The sequence below is a fragment of the Leisingera sp. ANG-S5 genome, from assembly GCF_000813925.1.
GTDB lineage: Bacteria > Pseudomonadota > Alphaproteobacteria > Rhodobacterales > Rhodobacteraceae > Leisingera.
The window spans coordinates 427,652-444,334 of the sequence record NZ_JWLH01000010.1 but is presented as its reverse complement, the minus strand read 5'-3'; the positions used below and the strand labels follow the sequence as shown (position 1 = coordinate 444,334).

General features: G+C 64.2%; 19 protein-coding genes. 6 read left to right on the top strand and 13 right to left on the bottom strand.

Annotated features, from left to right (window positions below):
• Nucleotides 1–116 precede the first annotated feature (116 nt).
• The 3 genes from RA25_RS16750 to soxR form a co-directional block, all read right to left on the bottom strand.
• Nucleotides 117–545: a DUF1493 family protein gene (locus RA25_RS16750; protein WP_039173859.1), complete on the bottom strand. Its 429-nt coding sequence runs from the start codon at nt 543–545 to the stop codon at nt 117–119.
• Nucleotides 545–2,194: an electron transfer flavoprotein-ubiquinone oxidoreductase gene (locus tag RA25_RS16745; RefSeq protein WP_039149328.1), complete on the bottom strand. Its 1,650-nt coding sequence runs from the start codon at nt 2,192–2,194 to the stop codon at nt 545–547. Before RA25_RS16745 ends, RA25_RS16750 begins: the two co-directional genes overlap by 1 nt.
• A gap of 168 nt (nt 2,195–2,362) precedes the next feature.
• Nucleotides 2,363–2,842: a redox-sensitive transcriptional activator SoxR gene (gene soxR / locus RA25_RS16740; protein WP_019297113.1), complete on the bottom strand. Its 480-nt coding sequence runs from the start codon at nt 2,840–2,842 to the stop codon at nt 2,363–2,365.
• A 98-nt stretch (nt 2,843–2,940) separates the two neighbouring features.
• Here soxR and RA25_RS16735 point away from each other — a divergent pair, with 98 nt between their 5' ends.
• From RA25_RS16735 to RA25_RS16725, 3 genes are all read left to right on the top strand, one after another.
• Entirely contained in the window at nt 2,941–3,321 is a 381-nt protein-coding gene (locus tag RA25_RS16735) for a VOC family protein (RefSeq protein WP_039149331.1), read from the top strand.
• Nucleotides 3,322–3,566: 245 nt separating this feature from the next.
• Nucleotides 3,567–4,037, top strand: coding sequence for a transcription elongation factor GreA (greA, locus tag RA25_RS16730; protein ID WP_039173961.1), 471 nt, complete (start codon nt 3,567–3,569; stop codon nt 4,035–4,037).
• Between the two features lie 19 nt (nt 4,038–4,056).
• Nucleotides 4,057–5,094, top strand: coding sequence for a hypothetical protein (locus RA25_RS16725; protein ID WP_039173858.1), 1,038 nt, complete (start codon nt 4,057–4,059; stop codon nt 5,092–5,094).
• A 146-nt stretch (nt 5,095–5,240) separates the two neighbouring features.
• On the opposite strand, the gene RA25_RS16720 is transcribed toward RA25_RS16725, so the two are convergent.
• The 4 genes from RA25_RS16720 to RA25_RS16705 all read right to left on the bottom strand — a co-directional run bounded on the left by RA25_RS16720 (nt 5,241) and on the right by RA25_RS16705 (nt 9,445).
• Nucleotides 5,241–7,379, bottom strand: coding sequence for a molybdopterin-binding protein (locus RA25_RS16720; protein ID WP_039173856.1), 2,139 nt, complete (start codon nt 7,377–7,379; stop codon nt 5,241–5,243).
• The gene (mobB, locus tag RA25_RS16715; RefSeq protein WP_039173854.1) at nt 7,376–7,867 is read right to left on the bottom strand and encodes a molybdopterin-guanine dinucleotide biosynthesis protein B; all 492 of its coding nucleotides are present in this window, start codon (nt 7,865–7,867) and stop codon (nt 7,376–7,378) included. The genes RA25_RS16720 and mobB overlap by 4 nt, the downstream gene beginning before the upstream one ends.
• On the bottom strand, nt 7,864–8,508 hold the full coding sequence (mobA, locus tag RA25_RS16710; RefSeq protein ID WP_039173851.1) for a molybdenum cofactor guanylyltransferase MobA: 645 nt from the start codon (nt 8,506–8,508) through the stop codon (nt 7,864–7,866). The genes mobB and mobA overlap by 4 nt, the downstream gene beginning before the upstream one ends.
• Before the next feature lie 61 nt (nt 8,509–8,569).
• Nucleotides 8,570–9,445: a formate dehydrogenase accessory sulfurtransferase FdhD gene (locus RA25_RS16705; protein ID WP_241477435.1), complete on the bottom strand. Its 876-nt coding sequence runs from the start codon at nt 9,443–9,445 to the stop codon at nt 8,570–8,572.
• 64 nt (nt 9,446–9,509) lie between these two features.
• Between RA25_RS16705 and RA25_RS16700 the strand changes: the two genes are divergently transcribed.
• Complete coding sequence (locus RA25_RS16700; protein ID WP_039173847.1) at nt 9,510–10,238, top strand: AzlC family ABC transporter permease; 729 nt, start codon at nt 9,510–9,512, stop codon at nt 10,236–10,238.
• A complete protein-coding gene (locus tag RA25_RS16695; RefSeq protein WP_039173844.1) occupies nt 10,235–10,564 on the top strand; it encodes an AzlD domain-containing protein in 330 nt (109 codons plus the stop codon). Before RA25_RS16700 ends, RA25_RS16695 begins: the two co-directional genes overlap by 4 nt.
• Nucleotides 10,565–10,589: 25 nt before the next feature.
• Here the strand turns inward: RA25_RS16695 and RA25_RS16690 are convergent, their stop codons facing one another.
• The 5 genes from RA25_RS16690 to RA25_RS16670 all read right to left on the bottom strand — a co-directional run bounded on the left by RA25_RS16690 (nt 10,590) and on the right by RA25_RS16670 (nt 14,754).
• The gene (locus tag RA25_RS16690; RefSeq protein WP_039173842.1) at nt 10,590–11,207 is read right to left on the bottom strand and encodes a hypothetical protein; all 618 of its coding nucleotides are present in this window, start codon (nt 11,205–11,207) and stop codon (nt 10,590–10,592) included.
• 15 nt (nt 11,208–11,222) lie between these two features.
• Complete coding sequence (locus tag RA25_RS16685; RefSeq protein ID WP_039173840.1) at nt 11,223–11,357, bottom strand: aa3-type cytochrome c oxidase subunit IV; 135 nt, start codon at nt 11,355–11,357, stop codon at nt 11,223–11,225.
• 162 nt (nt 11,358–11,519) lie between these two features.
• On the bottom strand, nt 11,520–11,972 hold the full coding sequence (locus tag RA25_RS16680; RefSeq protein ID WP_019297125.1) for a DUF6173 family protein: 453 nt from the start codon (nt 11,970–11,972) through the stop codon (nt 11,520–11,522).
• A gap of 26 nt (nt 11,973–11,998) precedes the next feature.
• A complete protein-coding gene (locus RA25_RS16675) occupies nt 11,999–13,045 on the bottom strand; it encodes an MBL fold metallo-hydrolase (protein WP_082023092.1) in 1,047 nt (348 codons plus the stop codon).
• Between the two features lie 5 nt (nt 13,046–13,050).
• Nucleotides 13,051–14,754 carry an acyl-CoA dehydrogenase gene (locus tag RA25_RS16670; protein ID WP_039173838.1) on the bottom strand — a complete coding sequence of 568 codons (1,704 nt, stop codon included), beginning with the start codon at nt 14,752–14,754 and terminating at the stop codon, nt 13,051–13,053.
• 141 nt (nt 14,755–14,895) lie between these two features.
• Between RA25_RS16670 and RA25_RS16665 the strand changes: the two genes are divergently transcribed.
• The gene (locus RA25_RS16665; protein ID WP_039173836.1) at nt 14,896–15,846 is read left to right on the top strand and encodes an L-threonylcarbamoyladenylate synthase; all 951 of its coding nucleotides are present in this window, start codon (nt 14,896–14,898) and stop codon (nt 15,844–15,846) included.
• 117 nt (nt 15,847–15,963) lie between these two features.
• Here RA25_RS16665 and RA25_RS16660 read toward each other — a convergent pair whose 3' ends face one another.
• A complete protein-coding gene (locus tag RA25_RS16660; protein WP_039173834.1) occupies nt 15,964–16,521 on the bottom strand; it encodes a YqgE/AlgH family protein in 558 nt (185 codons plus the stop codon).
• Nucleotides 16,522–16,683: the final 162 nt, after the last annotated feature.

The window sequence follows — 16,683 nt, the reverse complement described above, 5'->3', positions numbered from 1 at the left end:
CCCGTGACGGTTAACGCGCAATGGGCGTTGGGTCACGCTGCTGTCAGTTTTCAAGCCTTGTGCAATAAAATAACGCGTGCGTGAAGCCGCCTCTGCCGGTTTGCGCGACCCTTCGCCTACCAGAAAACAGCCCAGCACAGGCCAAGCAGCACAGCTGCCGCAAGATGCCGCCAATCAGGCAGGTGAGCGGCAAACCCCAAGTCCTTGATCGTGTGCTCCGGGTAGTCATAGCCCCATTTGCCAGCCAGAACCGCTTTTTCGAGCAGTTCCAGAGTGATCGGCTGGTAGGGGATGACCTTGCCAGACGCATCAAGCGGCAGCACGCGCCGCCTGCCGGGCGGCTCATCAGCGTTGTAGTGGAACTCCCAGCGAAGGCCTGACAGGTCTACGCTGAACCGCTTTGAGAAAGCCTCCAGGAATTCGTCTGCATCGTCTCCTTCCAAGCCAAAGGCGCCGAACAGATCATGCTGTTCGACGCCTTTGAGTTTCCGGCATGAATACTGCGCTGCAAAATCGAGAATCTCCTGCTGCAGCGCAGATCCCATTACATGTTCGGGTAGTTCGGGCCGTCGCCGCCCTGCGGCGTGGTCCAGGTGATGTTCTGCGACGGGTCCTTGATGTCGCAGGTCTTGCAGTGGACGCAGTTCTGGAAGTTCACCACGAACTCCGGCTTGCCGTCCTTTTCGACCACCTCGTAGACGCCGGCCGGGCAGTAGCGCTGCGCCGGTTCCGCGAATTTCGGCAGGTTGACCGAGATCGGAGTGTCCTCATTGCCCAGGCGCAGGTGGCAGGGCTGGCTTTCCTCGTGGTTGGTCATCGAGAAGCTGACGTTGGTCAGGCGGTCAAACGACAGCACGCCATCGGGCTTGGGGTAGTCGATGGGCTTGTGCTTGGAGGCTTCCTCGGTCGACTGGGCGTCGTTCTTGCCGTGGCCCAGGGTGCCGAAGAAGGAGAAGCCAAACAGGTTGTTGGTCCACATGTCCAGGCCGCCCAGCGCCAGCGACGCGGTGAGGCCCCATTTGGACCACATCGGCTTGACGTTGCGGACCATCTTGAGGTCCTTGCCAATGGCGCCGTCGCGCACGTCCGCCTCATAGGCGGTCAGCTCGTCACCCGAACGCTCAGCCTTGATCGCGTCAAAGGCGGCTTCGGCCGCGGCCTTGCCCGACAGCATCGCATTGTGGTTGCCCTTGATGCGTGGCACGTTGACCATGCCTGCGGAGCAGCCCAGCAGCGCCACACCGGGTGCGACCAGTTTCGGCATCGACTGCCAGCCGCCTTCGGTGATCGCACGGGCGCCGTAGGCCACGCGCTTGCCGCCCTTCAGCAGGTCGGCAACAACCGGGTGGTGCTTGAAGCGCTGGAATTCCATGTAGGGGAACAGGTGCGGGTTCTTGTAGTTCAGGTGCACCACGAAGCCCACGTAAACCTGGTTATTGTCCAGGTGATAGATGAACGAGCCGCCGCCCGCGTTGGAGCCCAGCGGCCAGCCCATGGTGTGGGTGACGGTGCCTTCCTTGTGCTTGGCCGGGTCGATCTCCCAGATCTCTTTCATGCCGACGCCGTATTTCTGCGGCTCCTTGCCGTCGGAAAGGCCGTATTTGGCAATCACTTCCTTGGAGAGCGAGCCGCGTACGCCTTCGCCCAGGAAGACATATTTGCCGTGCAGTTCCATGCCGGGCTCATAAGCCGGGCCGGGGGTGCCGTCGGGGTTCTTGCCGAATTCACCGGCAACCACGCCTTTGACTTCGCCGTTGTCGCCATAGACCAGCTCAGAGCAGGCCATGCCCGGGAAGATCTCGACGCCCATTTCCTCGGCCTGCTCCGCCATCCAGCGGCAGACGTTGCCCATGGAGACGATGTAGTTGCCGTGGTTGTTCATCAGCGGCGGCATCGGGAAGTTGGGGATGCGGACCTGGCCGGCTTCGCCCAGCATCAGGAAGTTGTCTTCCTTCACTTCGACGTTCAGCGGCGCGCCCTTTTCCTTCCAGTCGGGGATCAGCGCGTTCAGGCCGCACGGATCCAGCACCGCGCCGGACAGGATATGCGCGCCGACTTCGGAGCCTTTTTCCAGGACCACGACCTGCAGGTCGGCGTCCAGCTGTTTCAGGCGGATGGCCGCAGACAGACCGGCAGGGCCGGCCCCGACGATCACCACGTCGTATTCCATCGCTTCGCGTTCAATCTCGGCCATTTGCGGCGCTCCTTGGCTTTCTATTCGCTACCGGCCCCACAACACACTGCGGGCGCAATTTTCTTTCGCGGTGCTTATCGTTTGGCGCCCCCATGGGTCAATCCAAACTCCGCGTCAAACACCTGTAAAACAGGCAACTGAGACAAAAAGTGCGTCCATTTTCGTCACTCAAGGATCATTTTCCGCCTCAGCCTCTGTCTCAGGCCGGTCTCCCATAAGATACCGGGGTCCCTGCCCCTTCTGTGCCGCCCGGTCTTCAGGGTTGTAAAGTTTGCAATTCGGAAGCGAAAGACAGCCGCAGCCTATGCAGCCGTCCAGATTGTCGCGCAGTTTGACCAGAGTTTCGATTCGCTGGTCCAGGTGGCTGCGGAAGTCTTCCGAAATGCGGGCCCAGTCGTCCTTGGTCGGTGTGCGGCTGCCCGGCAGGCTGCGCAGGAAGCCGCGGATTTCCGGCAGCGAGAAGCCGAACTGCTGCGCAATCATGATGAAGCTGAGCCGCCGGATGTCGGCCCGGTGAAAGCGGCGCTGGCCGCCTGTGTTGCGCCAAGGCTCCACCAGGCCTTGCGCCTCGTAGTAGCGGATCGCGGACACGGCGAGGCCGGTGCGTTCGGCCAGGTAGCCGATGGAAATGCCTGCGGACTGGGGCATGGCAAACTCCCTGAAGAAATTACTTGAGCTAAAGTTAGGTTTAGGAATTACGGTGAGTCGCATCAACAGGTTTGCTCAAGATGAGAAGGAGATTTTCAATGAGCGCAGTTTTGGAACACGCAAATGTCACCGTGGCAGACCCCAATGGCACCGCCGCCTGGATGGAAAAGATCTTTGGCTGGCATGTGCGCTGGGAGGGTGAAGCCAAAAACGGCGGCTACACCGTGCATGTGGGCGGCGAAAACAGCTACCTCGCGCTTTACACCCCGCGCACTGCAGCAGGTCAAGCGCCGGAAAGCTATGGCATCATTGGCGGGCTGAACCATCTGGCGGTGATCGTTGATGATCTGGACGCCACTGAGGCCGCGGTAAAGGCCGCGGGCTTCACGCCGATCAACCACGGCGATTATGAGCCGGGCCGCCGGTTCTACTTCCATGATGAGAACGGCATCGAATACGAGGCGGTTCAATATGATTGATCTGCTGTGGCTGGCGGCAAGGTCCGGCTCCCCTGCCCGCGGCATTTTTCCGCGCAAACCTGTGGAAAACCCGCACAATCTGCCGCGTTAGGCGGAATTGCGTGCGGCAAAGCCCTGCGGCCACTTGAATTCAGGCGCAGGATTGGGTCAGGTATTTGTCAACCGGACCGGAGGCCCCGCGGCACATGCTGCGGGGCTGCGGTTTTCATACTGACAAGAACAATAGAGCGACCTGGACCAATCACATGGAAAAGATCCCGATGACCCCCACGGGTCACGCCGCGCTGGAAAGCGAACTGAAGAACCTGAAATCCGTCGAACGCCCGGCCATCATCCAGGCGATTGCCGAAGCGCGCGAACTGGGCGACCTGTCGGAAAACGCCGAATACCATTCCGCCCGCGAAAAGCAGTCCTTCATCGAGGGCCGTATCAAGGAGCTCGAAGGCATCCTGTCGCTGGCCGATGTGATCAACCCCGCCAAACTGTCCGGCGCCATCAAGTTCGGCGCCAAGGTCACTGTGGTGGACGAGGACACCGACGAGGAAAAGACCTGGCAGATCGTGGGCGAGCATGAGGCCAACATCGAAGCCGGCCTTCTTAACATCAAATCCCCGATTGCACGCGCCTTGATCGGCAAGGACGAAGGCGACAGTGTGGAAGTGCGCACGCCCGGCGGCGAGCGCGCCTACGAGATTCTCAAGATCGTCTATTCCTGATCCGGGAGGCCGCGAGGTCATGACAGGCTCCAGCAGCAGTCCGGGCTCTGGCCAGAAACCAGGCGGCAGCCAGCCGCTGCGCCGCCTTGACGGCCCCGCTGCGGCCAATGGCCTGGGCGGTGCGGAGCTGGCCGCCATCGGGCTGGGGGCACTGTGGCTGCTGGTGGTGACCGGGGCATTTGTGCTGGCGCCCGAAGATGCCGGGCTTTCGCAGTGGGCAGATTTGATCATCAGCGTGCTGGCAGTGGTGCTGCCCTTGGCAATGCTGTGGGTTGCGGCCTCTGCCGCGCGCTCAGCCCGGGTGATGCGGGAAGAGAGCGAGCAGCTGCAGGCCGCCATTGACGGGTTGCGCCAGAGCTATCTGGCACAGTCGCAGCAGCATGCGGCAGTGGCGGAGACGTCGGTTGCCAAGCGGCTGGAGGAAATCGCCGAGGCCACCCGCAAGACCGAAACCGCACTGGCGACCTTCCACACCAGCCGCCGCGCCAACCCGCTGCGCCCGGCGATCCCGGAGGCGGCGGCAGAGATGACGGCGGCTGACCAGGGCTCGCTGGCGCTAGGCACCCAGGCCGCAGACACTGCGCCGCCCTTGCCCGCCGAACAATTCATCCGGGCGCTGAATTTCCCGGAAACCGCCGAGGACGCGGAAGGTTTTGCGGCGTTGCGTGCAGCGCTGCGCGACCGCAAGGCGGCTCAGGTGATCCAGGCGGCGCAGGACGTGCTGACTCTGCTGAGCCAGGACGGCATCTATATGGACGACCTGCGCCCCGACATGGCGCGGCCCGAGATCTGGCGCCAGTTCGGCCAGGGCGCCCGCGGCCGGGCAGTGGCAGCGCTTGGCGGCGTGCGCGACCGGACCTCCCTGGCGCTGACCGCGGCGCGGATGAAGCAGGACCCGATCTTCCGCGACGCGGCGCATCATTTCCTGCGCCGGTTCGACCAGATGTTTGCGGATTTCGAGGCTGAGGCCAGCGATAGCGAGATTTCCGCGCTTGGCAATACCCGCACCGCCCGCGCCTTCATGCTGGTGGGGCGTGTGGCCGGGACCTTCGACTGAGGGGGCGGCCCCGCCGGGCCGCCGGCTGCGGAGCGGGTATTTAGGACCAGAAAGAAGCAGCAGGCAGTGGCGCGCCGCGTGCCAGCGCGGCGCCTGGCCCAACGGCGGGCAAGCATCTGCGATGCGCCGGGCCGCGGGCGGGAGCGCTACGCCTGCATCGCGAAACTGCCGTAAGGGATGAAACGAACCGGATCGCCGGGCTTGATCTCAGCCGCGCCGTCGCCGAGTTCCACCAGACCTTCGGCCCAGCTGAGGCCGCTGATCCGGCCGGAGCCTTCGGACTTGAACACCTCCGCCTTGCCGTCCCGCACCCGCGCCCGCAGGTATTCGCGGCGGCCCGGTTTCTTGCGCTTTTCGAATGCCGCCGGAACTTCAAACGCTTGCGGTTCCTGCCAGCCCGCCCCCGCCATCAGCCCCATTGCGGGGCGGGCAAAGATCAATGTGCAAACCAGCGCCGCCACCGGGTTGCCCGGCAGCCCGAAAACCGGCGTGCCCTGCCACATTCCAAGCGCCAGCGGTCGGCCCGGTTTCAACGCGATGCGCCATTCCTGCATCGCCCCCGCCTCACGCAGGAGCGCCGACATGTGGTCCTCATCGCCCGCCGAGGCGCCGCCAGAGGTCAGAATCACATCCGTTTTTGCCGCCGCACTGTCCAAATGCCGCCTCAGGGCTTCCCTGTCGTCAGCGGCCTTGCCCAGGTCCACCGGCACAAAGCCCAGCTGACGGATCAGCGCCAGCAGCATGGGGCGGTTTGCGTCAAAAATCTGGCCCTTGCCAGCAGGTTCCCCGGCCTCGACCAGCTCATCGCCGGTGGAGAGCACGCCCACCCGCAGCGGCAGCCTCACGGTCAGCTCCGCCAGCCCTGTAGCAGAGGCCAGGGCCAGATCGGCAGGGGTAATGACCCGGCCTGCGGGAAGGATGACCTCATCCGCGCAGACATCCTCGCCGGCCTTTCGGGTGTTGGCGCCCTGTTTCAGCGGGCCATTGAAAGCAATCTGCTCCCCATCGGTGTTGACGTCTTCCTCCAGGATCACCGTGTCCACGCCCTCAGGCAGCGCGGCGCCGGTCAGCACCCGGATGGCGTTGCCTTCAGCCACGGTACCGTCAAAGGGTACACCTGCGGCGGCCCTGCCCTCCACCAGCGGCAGCACATGCGGCCCCGCTGCCCGGCCACCGGCAAAGCCGTATCCATCCACCGCCGTGTTCGGCAGCGGCGGGTTGGAGCGTTTGGCCACAGCGTCTTCCGCCAGCACCCGGCCGAGCGCGTCTGCCAGCGGCACGGTCTCGGCACCAGTGACCGGCCCCAGCCTGTCCCGCAACAACGCCAGCGCGTCATCCACCGGGGTCCAGTCGACGCCGGCAGGCAGCGCAAAACAATCGTTGCTGAGCGGCGGCGGTGTCAGCCCTTCTGCCTCATCCTCAGCCAGCGCGTTCAAGCGGTCTTCAAAACCCGTGCCCAATATCCAGGCCTCCTCTTGTGCTTCGTCAGGTGCAGCAGCCAGCATTGCGGCCAGCTCCTGTGCTGGCAGCCGGCTGAGCGCCTGCGACAACAGCCGCATTTGCACCCGGTCGCGTATTTCATCCCGGCCGGCAACAGCCATTGCGGCCTTGACGGCCGGTTCGATCAACCCTGGCCAAATTTCTGCAAACACAATTTGCGCGTCCGCAATGTTTTGAAAAGGCCAGACAGCAGCCATGTGCCGGAGCCGCAACCGCTGCAGCACCGGCAGCCCCATCAGGACCTGGCTGCCAACCGTTGGGTTGAAGAACAGCTGGAAACAGGAGGAGGACGCCTTGGCTGCCAAGTCTGCGCGGCGCCGTTCCGCGACGTCTTCATATCTTAAGCCGACCTTGCGGTAGGGAATGTCCGGCCAGCTTGCGTCGTCCGGCTTGCCCCAGAACGGACCGGCGCCGGCAAACTGCCGGTTCATTTCCGAGGCGACATCAAACCGGTTGTTGTTGCCGTTCTGTGCGTCTTCGATCCGTTCTTCCAGCCATGCCCATATGGCAAAGGGGTCATTCGATCCGGTGATCCGGCGTGCAAATCCGCGCGGGTATCCGAAGGGGAAATCAAAGGCTGCCAGCACCCGCCGCCCTGCGGCCTGCTCCGCAGCAAGAAAGCGGCTGATCCAAGATTCTGCCTCAATCCGGCTGCGGCAGTAAACCGGCTGCTCTGCGATGCCGCCGCGCGCCACTCCGAGCCAGATCGCGTCCTTGCTGGGGCGCCGGGGTTTGCGCTTGGCCGCGGACCAGTCGACGGCCAGGACGGTATCAAAGGGGGTCACAGCCCCAATTCCGCCTGAACGAAATCCGCGATCGCTGCCGTGTCGTTCAGATCGAACACCGGGCGGTCGAGCTCCAGCGTTGTGTCGCTGGCGATAGCGCGGATGCTGGGATCCCTTGGCGCGATCAGTTCGGTGCCTGCAGCTTGCCGGAAGGCCTCGATCTTGGGGTGCGGTTCACGCTTGTAGCCCTCCACCAGCACCAGATCGACGGGGTTCAGGCGGGCCAGCAGCTCTGCCAGCGGCGGCTCGGCCGCACCGCGCAGCTCCTGCATGATCGCGACGCGGCCAGCGGAAGCCAGCACCACCTCTGACGCGCCGGCCTGGCGGTGGCGGTGGCTGTCGGTGCCGGGCTGATCCACATCAGTGGAATGGTGGGCGTGTTTGATGGTGGATACAGAGAACCCGCGGGCACAGAATTCAGCGACCAGCCGCTCCATCAGCCCGGTCTTGCCGTTGTTCTTCCAGCCGGTGACGCCGTAGATTTTCATTTCAAGAGCGCCTCGGCTTTGGCCAGATCTTCTGGGGTATTGATGTTGAAGAACGGGTCAAAGGGATCGGCCTCAAACAGCGCCTCGCGGCCGTTGTGCTGGTCGGTCCATAGGACCACCTTGCGCAAGCCGTCATGCAACGCGGCACGCAGGTCATCGCGCAGGGCCACGGGCCAGAGGCCAAAGGCCGGGTGCCGGTTAACGCGCTTGCCGCCGCCGGATTTCAGCGCCTCGTCGCCGGTGCGCGGGGTGGTGGCGAGCACCAGCGGCTGATCCATGCCCTCGGACGCTGCGGTCAGCCGGGTGACCAGATCCTGCGGGAAGAACGGCGTGTCGGCAGCGGCGGTGACGATGGTCTCTGCGCCCTGCTCTGCCGCCCAGTCGAGACCAGCCAGAACGCCAGCCAGCGGACCGGCGAAACCCTCAATTGAGTCGGCAATGACTGGCAGGCCCAGGTCAGCGAACCGCTCCGGATCGCCATTGGCGTTTAACGCCAGGCCCGCGACCTGCGGCGACAGGCGGTCAACAACACGGGAGAGCAGGCTTTGGCCGCCGACCTGCAGCCGCCCCTTGTCGCCGCCGCCCATCCGGGTGGCGAGGCCGCCTGCGAGGATTACGCCCAATGGCTTCTGTTCTGTCATCTCTTCTCCTCACGCGCCGGAAAACACGTGTTTTCCGGGCCGGATTTCGCGTGAAATCCGGTTACCCGTCCGCACTCTTCCGCCTGTGTTTCTTCTCTTCCACCGGCGCGTCCTTGGGGTCCATGTCGCGCATCAGACGTTCCTCGCCCGACAGGCAGATGAACCGCTGGCCGCGCATCCGGCCGATGAGGGTGAGGCCAACCTCGCGGGCGATTTCCACGCCCCAGGCGGTAAATCCGGAGCGCGAGGCCAGTACCGGGATGCCCATCATCGCGGTCTTGATCACCATTTCGGAGGTCAGCCGGCCGGTGGTGTAAAGGATCTTGTCCGCAGCTTCCGCCTGCTCCGACAGCATCCAGCCTGCGATCTTGTCCACCGCGTTGTGGCGGCCGACATCCTCCATATAGACCAGCGTGCGGTCCTGACGGCAGAGCACGGTGCCATGGATGGCGCCGGCCTCCAGATAGAGCGATGGCGTGCGGTTGATCTTGTGCGCCAGTGCATAAAGCCAGGAGGTTTTCACTTCCACCTGCGGCAGGCGCACGTCCTCCAGCCCCTCCATCATGTCGCCAAAGACGGTGCCGACCGCGCAGCCCGACGTGCGGGTTTTCTTCTTCAGCTTTTCCTCGTGGCTGGTTTCCACCGCGGTGCGCACCACCACGGTTTCCAGGTCCTCGTCATAGTCGACGCGGGTGACTTCATCCTCGTCGCGCAGCATCCGCTGATTGCGCAGGAAGCCGAGCGCCAGATATTCCGGGTAGTCGCCGATGGTCATCGCGGTGACAATTTCCTGCGAATTCAGGAAGATGGTCAGCGGGCGTTCCTCGACCACGGCGATCTCGCTTTGCTCGCCGTTCTGGTCGACGCCGGTGACCGCGCGCGTGAGCCGCGGGTCGGAGACACCGGGGGCGATCAGGTATTCTGACGTGATATCCATACTCACCAATTGCATTCCTTCTGCGTCCGCCGTAGGGCGGGTCAAGGCAATCTAGGACGCGCAGATGGCAATCACCACCACCAAATCGGCCTTCTGGAAAGGGTTTCGCGACAGCGCGCCGTTTCTGTTCATGGCCTCGCCCTTCGGCTTCCTGTTCGGAGTGCTGGCCGCGGAGGCCGGGCTGATCGTGCCGGAGGCCTTTGCCTTCTCACTCACTGTCTTTGCCGGCGCCGCCCAGTTCACCGCGCTGCAGCTGATGCAGGAGAATGCGCCGCTGATCATCATCCTGATTTCGGCGCTGGCGGTGAACCTGCGGATGGCGATGTATTCGGCCTCGTTGACGCCCTACCTGGGCGATGCACCAATGTGGCAGCGGGCAATTGCCGCCTATTTCATCGTCGATCAGTCCTATGCGCTGTCGGTCGTGCAGTTCGAACAGGAGCCGGAAATGCCGCTGGCGCAGCGGATGGCCTATTTCTTTGGCACCAACGGGCTGATCACACCGGCCTGGGTCATCGCCACCGCACTGGGTGCGCTGGTTGGCACCCGCATCCCGGAGAGCTGGGGTGTGGACTTCGTGTTGCCGCTGGCGTTTCTGGCGATGATCGGCCCGATGCTGCGGACCCCTGCCCATGTGGCGGCCTGTTTTGTTGCGGTGGCGGCTTCGCTGCCGGCCTCTGCCCTGCCCTATAATCTGGGTCTGATCGTGGCGGGCATTGCCGGAATGGTCGCGGGTGCGCAGGCGGAACTGTGGCTGGAGCGGCAGAAGGCCAAGGCGGAGGGCGCAAAATGAGCAGCATCCCCACACCTATCTTGTGGACCGTGATCATCGGGCTGGCGCTTGGCAGCTACGGCTTGCGGTTTGCCTTCATCGGCTTCATGGGCGGCAAGCCCATCCCTGAATGGCTGATGCGTCATCTGCGCTATACCGCAGTGGCAATCATCCCGGCGCTGGTCGCGCCGCTGGTGGTCTGGCCCGCCCCCACCGGCGGCGATCCCAGCCTGATGCATTTTGCAGCCGCCGCCGCGACCTTTGCAGCGGGTTATCTGACCCGCAATGTGCTGATCGGGCTCGGCACCGGCGGGCTGTGCCTGCTGCTCCTGTTTCTCGCCGCCTGAGCGCTCTGCACCCCGGGCGGAAGAATTACTCGGCAGTGCTGAGCGCAGCGTCGCTCTTGATGATGCCCGCTTGCAAGTCGGCGCTGTCGTTTTCGTAGTAGCGTTCCGTCACCACCCCCGGCAGCTGGCCGAACTGGGCGGAGAGCTTTTCCGGATAGAAGGTACGGTCGAGGCTTTCGAAGCCCGGGATCTGCTGCAGGATGCCGATGGTGGCCTGGGCGCAGTAGGCCCCCGGCACGCGGCCGTTGGTCACTGCCAGCTGATAGGCCTTCTGGGCCTGTTCTGGCGTCACCTCAACCCGCTGCACCACCACATGGAAAGTGCTGCGCGCATGGGCGCCGCGGTAGGCCTTTTCCACTGCCGGGGTGATACCATAGAGGACGTCGTTCCGCTCCGGCACGACTGAGGCGTAGAAAGAGCCTGCGGGATCGAAGATCACCCGTTCAGACGCGTTGATCATCAGCGACGCGTGGCCGCCCTTGCCGGTGCGGTTGTTGATCATCGTGTACAGGGTGAGCGTCGCGGGGCCGGGGTGGCGGTAGGCCACCTTGGCCAGGGTTTCAGCATCCGCATTGGGCTGCTGCGGCGCCGCGCAACCCGCAAGCGCCAGCATCACCGCGCCGAGGCAGAGCAGATTGCGCATAAGCAGGTCCCGGAATCAGGTGGCGAAAACGGCCAGGAACAGCGCGAGGAAGACCATCGCGATGCAGAAACGGGTCACGAAGGTCATGAAGCTCGAGAACATCTTCTCCTGAACGGTGATGTCCATGGTGCCGTGCTGATGATCAGCCATGTGAGTTATCCCTCAAATTCACGTGCGTTTTCCCGGTGATTACCGGATTTGCCGGGCCCTGTCACCACGTCATTCGGGCGCATCCCTGGGAAATGCCGCCCGAAAACCACAGAAAACCGCTGCGGATCCTGCGGCTGCGGCCCGGGCGGCGAATCGTGCGGCTCACTCCTGCTGCAGGTCCGAGGCGAGGCGGAAGCCGATGCGGTTGGCGGGTTCTTCCTCGCGCGCCTTGGGCACTGCGCGCAGCATCACATTGAGCTGGCTGACGTGCTGCACCAGCTGAGTGCGGGAGCCATCCGGTTCGCTGCCGTAGTAGGTGATGATATCGGGATCGAAATAGCCCATGCCCTCAATCCGGAGCACGCCGGTATTGCCGCCAGTAAAGCCCATTGCGACCTCATGCTCAGCGTCCAGCTGCTGTTCGAAATTCTGGATGTAAAGGATCAGCCGCTCATAGGCCCAGCGGGCCGGGCTTTTGGCGGCATCCGGTTTCTGCAGCTTCTCCGGCACTTTGGTGAGGCCTGCGCAGGCCTCCGGGTCGGCGTGGACTTCATGCACGCAGGGCAGCACCGCCGCCTCTGCCGCCTCGGCGCTGGTGGAAATTTCGTCGCTCATGGTGCCTCCCCTTTCCGGGGTGCGGATCACCCCTTGCTTTGATAGAGCCAGGCACCGTCTTCGCGTTTCCAGCGCGCCACCTGGCCGGTGTGGTACAGGTGATTTACATGGGCTACTGCCTCGACCAGTGCAAGCCCGTACTCACCTTCACCGATTGTGCGCTTGAACAGCGGCGCAAAGCAATCAGCAGCTGTCCGCGGCACGGAAAGGTGATCCATCAGCCGCTCCAGCGCGCCGTGGTGGTTGCCAATGAGCTGCTGCATCCTGAGCGGCAAACGTGAGAACGGCAGCTTGTGGCCGCCAAGCGCCAGATGATCCGGACGCGCCAGTTTCGCCAGCCGTTCGCAGGCTTCCAGCCATTCGCCCAGCGGATCGGCCATCGGTTCGGTCGCATAAACACCGATGTTGGGGCTGATGGTCGACAGGATCTGATCCCCGGTAATCACCAGGTTGTCGTCGCGGCTCCAGAAGGTTGCGTGCTCCGGGGCGTGGCCGTTGCCGGTATGCACATCCCAGTCGCGCCCGCCCATGCGGATCACGTCGCCCTGCTTGATGCGGGTGAAGCCCAGCGGCATCGGATGCACGGTGTCGGCAAAGTTGAAGGGCCGGTCATTGACGCGCTTCTCATAGACCTCAGGCGCCATGCCGGCGCTGCGGTAATAGGCCAGCGTCTCTTCCGGCCACGTCTCTTGCACATCCAGCGTCAGCATCCGGGCGAACAGCCAGGCGGTGCGGGTGGTGACCAATTCGGCGCCGTGGACGCTCTGGAACCAGCCCGCCAGCCCGATGTGATCCGGGTGATGATGGGTGACGACGACGCGCGTCACCGGCTTGCCCTTCAGGGGGCCGGCCATCAGGTTCTCCCAGATGCCGCGGCTTTTGCGGGAGTTGAAACCGGTGTCGATCACCGTCCAGCCGTCGCCCTCATCCAGCGCGTAGATGTTGACATGGTCCAGCTTCATCGGCAGCGGCTGGCGCATCCAGAGGACGCCCTCGGCCACTTCGATCGCCTCGCCCAGCGCGGGCGGTTCTTCCCAGGGGGTGCGGGGGGAGACGTCGGGGATGTCGGTCACGGCTGTCAGCCCGCCAGTTCGTCAAGGCTGAGGGCGAAGGTGCCTTCTGCCCCCGCCTGTGCATGGGCCAAGAGCGCACTGTGCTCCGGCAGCATCCGGGTGATGTAGAAGCGGGCCAGCTTCTCCCGCGGGCCGCCCTGATCCGCCATCGCGGCCGCCAGGTGATAATGGCCGCCCAGCACCCGGGCAAAGGCGCGCAGGTACGGAACCGAGCCCGCAAAACGGTCCTGCATGTCCTGCTGCGACACCAGCCATTCGGTGGCTTCGCGCAAGGATTCGCACGCCTGCCAGACGGATTCGGCCATGTTGGGATGGGTGGCGCGGGCGCGTTCAGCCTGCTCCTCAATCTCGTCGATCAGGGCAAAAGCCATTTCGCCGCCGTCCATCATCTTGCGCGCCACCAGATCCATCGACTGGATGCCGTTGGTGCCCTCGTAGATCGCGGTGACGCGCACGTCGCGGTAATATTGCGCTGCACCGGATTCCTCAATGAACCCCATGCCGCCATAGACCTGCACCCCGGTTTCCGAGACGCGCATCCCGGTGTCGGTGCCAAATGCCTTGGCAATCGGCGTCAGGAAGGCCGCGCGGGCCGACCAGTCACTGCCGCCGGTAGCGGTGTGCATGTCGATGGCACGGGCGCAGGCCATCAGGATTGCCCGGGAGGCAAAAAGATCCGCCTTCATTTCCATAAGCATCCGGCGCACATCGGCGTGGTCGGCGATGAAACCGCTGGCGGTCTTGCCCTGCTTGCGCTCCAGCGCATAGGCCAGCGCGTGCTGATAAGCGCCCTCGCCCGCACCGACGCCCTGGCCGCCGACACCGAGGCGCGCGTTGTTCATCATGGTGAACATCGCTGCCATGCCGCCGTGCTCCGGCCCGACCAGCCAGCCGGTGGCACCGTCGAACTGCATCACGCAGGTGGGGGAGCCGTGCAGGCCCATCTTGTGCTCCAGGCTCACGACCTTGAGATCATTGGGTTTGCCTGGATTGCCGTCCGCATCCGGCAGGTATTTCGGCACCAGAAACAGCGAAATCCCCTTGGTTCCCGGCACCCCGTCGGGCAGCCGGGCGAGCACCAGGTGGCAGACGTTGCCGCAGAAATCGGTGTCGCCCCAGGAGATGAAGATCTTCTGGCCGGTCACCGCATAGGTGCCGTCACCGTTCGGCTCCGCCTTGGAGCTGAGTGCGCCGACATCGGAACCGGCCTGCGGTTCGGTCAGGTTCATGGTGCCGGACCATTCGCCGGAGATCAGCTTGGGCAGATACAGCTCCTTGATGGCGTCGGAGGCGTGGTGCTCCAGCGCTTCGATCTGGCCCTGGCTCAGCAGCGGCGCCAGCTGCAGCGACAGGCAGGCGCCTGCCATCATCTCGTAGACTGCGACGGCAAGTGTCTGCGGCAGCCCCATGCCGCCGAACTCCTCAGCCGCGCTGATGCCGACCCAGCCGCCTTCGCGAATGGCCTGATAGCCATCGGCAAATCCCGGCGATGTGCGCAGCACGCCGTTTTCCAGACGTGCAGGATGCAAGTCGCCATTGCGCTGCAGTGGCGCCATCACCTCGTCGCACAGCTTGCCTGCTTCTGTCAGGATCGCGCTCACTGTGTCGGTGGTTGCCTCGGCAAAGAGGTCTGTGGCCGGGATGCTGTCATAGCCCACGACGTGGTTCAGCAGAAATTCATACTCGGAAACGGGGGCGCGGAATGTCATGGGCGTCCTCTGGCGGGGGTTTCTGGGGCCTGCGGCGCAGGCAGTCTTGGCTTCCCGGCGCTGGCCCATTATGGTCTGTGGCTTGTCCGATTACCTAACCGGGCGCTTATTTCAATCAACCAAAACGCCGCGTCACCCGGAATGCCCCAGCAGAGCACTGAAATCCTTGCCGCAACGGCAAGCGGCATCGCCCGCGCCGCCCGGCTTTTGCAGGCCGGGCAGCTGGTCTCCTTCCCGACTGAGACGGTTTATGGCCTTGGCGCTGATGCCCGGCAGGGCACCGCGGTTGCGGCGATCTATGAGGCCAAGGGGCGGCCGTCGTTCAACCCGCTGATCGCCCATGTGCATTCGGCAGAGGCCGCGCGGCTCTACGTGGCATGGAATGACGTTGCGGAACAGCTGGCCGCGGCGTTCTGGCCTGGCCCGCTGACCCTGGTACTGCCGCTGCGGGAGGGGCACGGGATCTCACCGCTGGTCACGGCAGGGCTGGAGACGCTCGGCGTGCGGGTGCCTGCGCATCCGGCGGCACAAGCCCTGCTGCGGGAGCTGGACGGGCCGGTGGCCGCACCATCCGCCAACCCTTCGGGCAAGATCAGCCCGACCATGGCTGCGCATGTGAAGGCCGGGCTGGACGGCCGCATTGCCGCAATCCTGGATGACGGGCCCTGCGGTGTCGGACTGGAATCCACTATCATCGGTCTGGCCGGGCCGGAACCGTTGCTGCTGCGCCCCGGCGGGCTGGCGGCGGAAGAAATCGAGGCGGTGCTGGGCCAGAAGCTGGTACAGCGCGATGTGCATGATCCGCTGACAGCGCCCGGCCAGCTGCTGTCGCATTACGCGCCCGGCGCGCCGGTGCGGCTCAACGCAGAAGCGCCGCGCGAAGGTGAGCTTTTTCTTGGCTTTGGCCCTGGTCCCTGCGATCTGAACCTGTCTGAAAATGGCGACCTGGCAGAAGCTGCTGCCAATCTCTTCGGCCATCTCCACCAGCTCGATGCGCTTGGCAAACCGATCGCTGTCACCCCGGTGCCGGAGCACGGGCTGGGCGAAGCCATCAACGACCGCCTGCGCCGCGCCGCCGCGCCGCGGGACTGATCGCCGCAGGCCCCTGCGCCCATCGCAGATGGGTGCCCGGCCCAAGGGTTTTGGGGTTATCTGTGATAATCAGAAAACGCGCGGGAGCCCTCCCGCTGTGCATCCAGATATGCGTATTCAGGCGTGGCCTGCGCTGGCCGAGAGCGTCAGCGGATCTACTCCAAGAGTCTTGAGCGCTGCGCCCCATTTGCTGTCATCCGCAAGGCCGAATACCAGCTCCGGGCTGGCTTCTGCTGTCAGCCAGCCGTTCATGGTGATTTCCGACTCCAACTGCCCTGGCCCCCAGCCCGCATATCCCAGAAGCACCAGCAGTTGCTCCGGCCCCTGACCTTCGGCGATGTCCTCCAGAATATCCAGCGTCGCGGTCATCGAGAAACCGCCAGGTACCTTCAGGGAACTCACATCCGATTCGTAATCCGGCGTGTGCAGCACAAAACCGCGCTGGGTCTCTACCGGGCCGCCAAAGCGCACCGGCAGCGCCGCTGCCGCGTTTCCGTCGCCGCCCAGGTCCAGCTGCTCCAGCAGATCGCCCAGCGCCACGCCGTCAGCGGGCTTGTTGACGATCAGGCCCATCGCGCCTTCCTCGCCATGCGAGCAAAGGAAAATCACCGAATGCTCGAACCTCGGGTCGCCAATACCAGGCATTGCAATCAAGAGCTTGCCAGTCAGATCCATGAATTTCCGTCTTTCTGCTGCCTCCCCCCACCATGACGCGCACCCGCTTGCCGCGCAAGGGGCGCATCGGCGCAACTCCGCGCAGGCTCCGGCAAATTTGCCGCAAACACAGGAGGATGAGGGAGATATGACCGGATCGTGACTTGGCAAACCAGGCTGGCA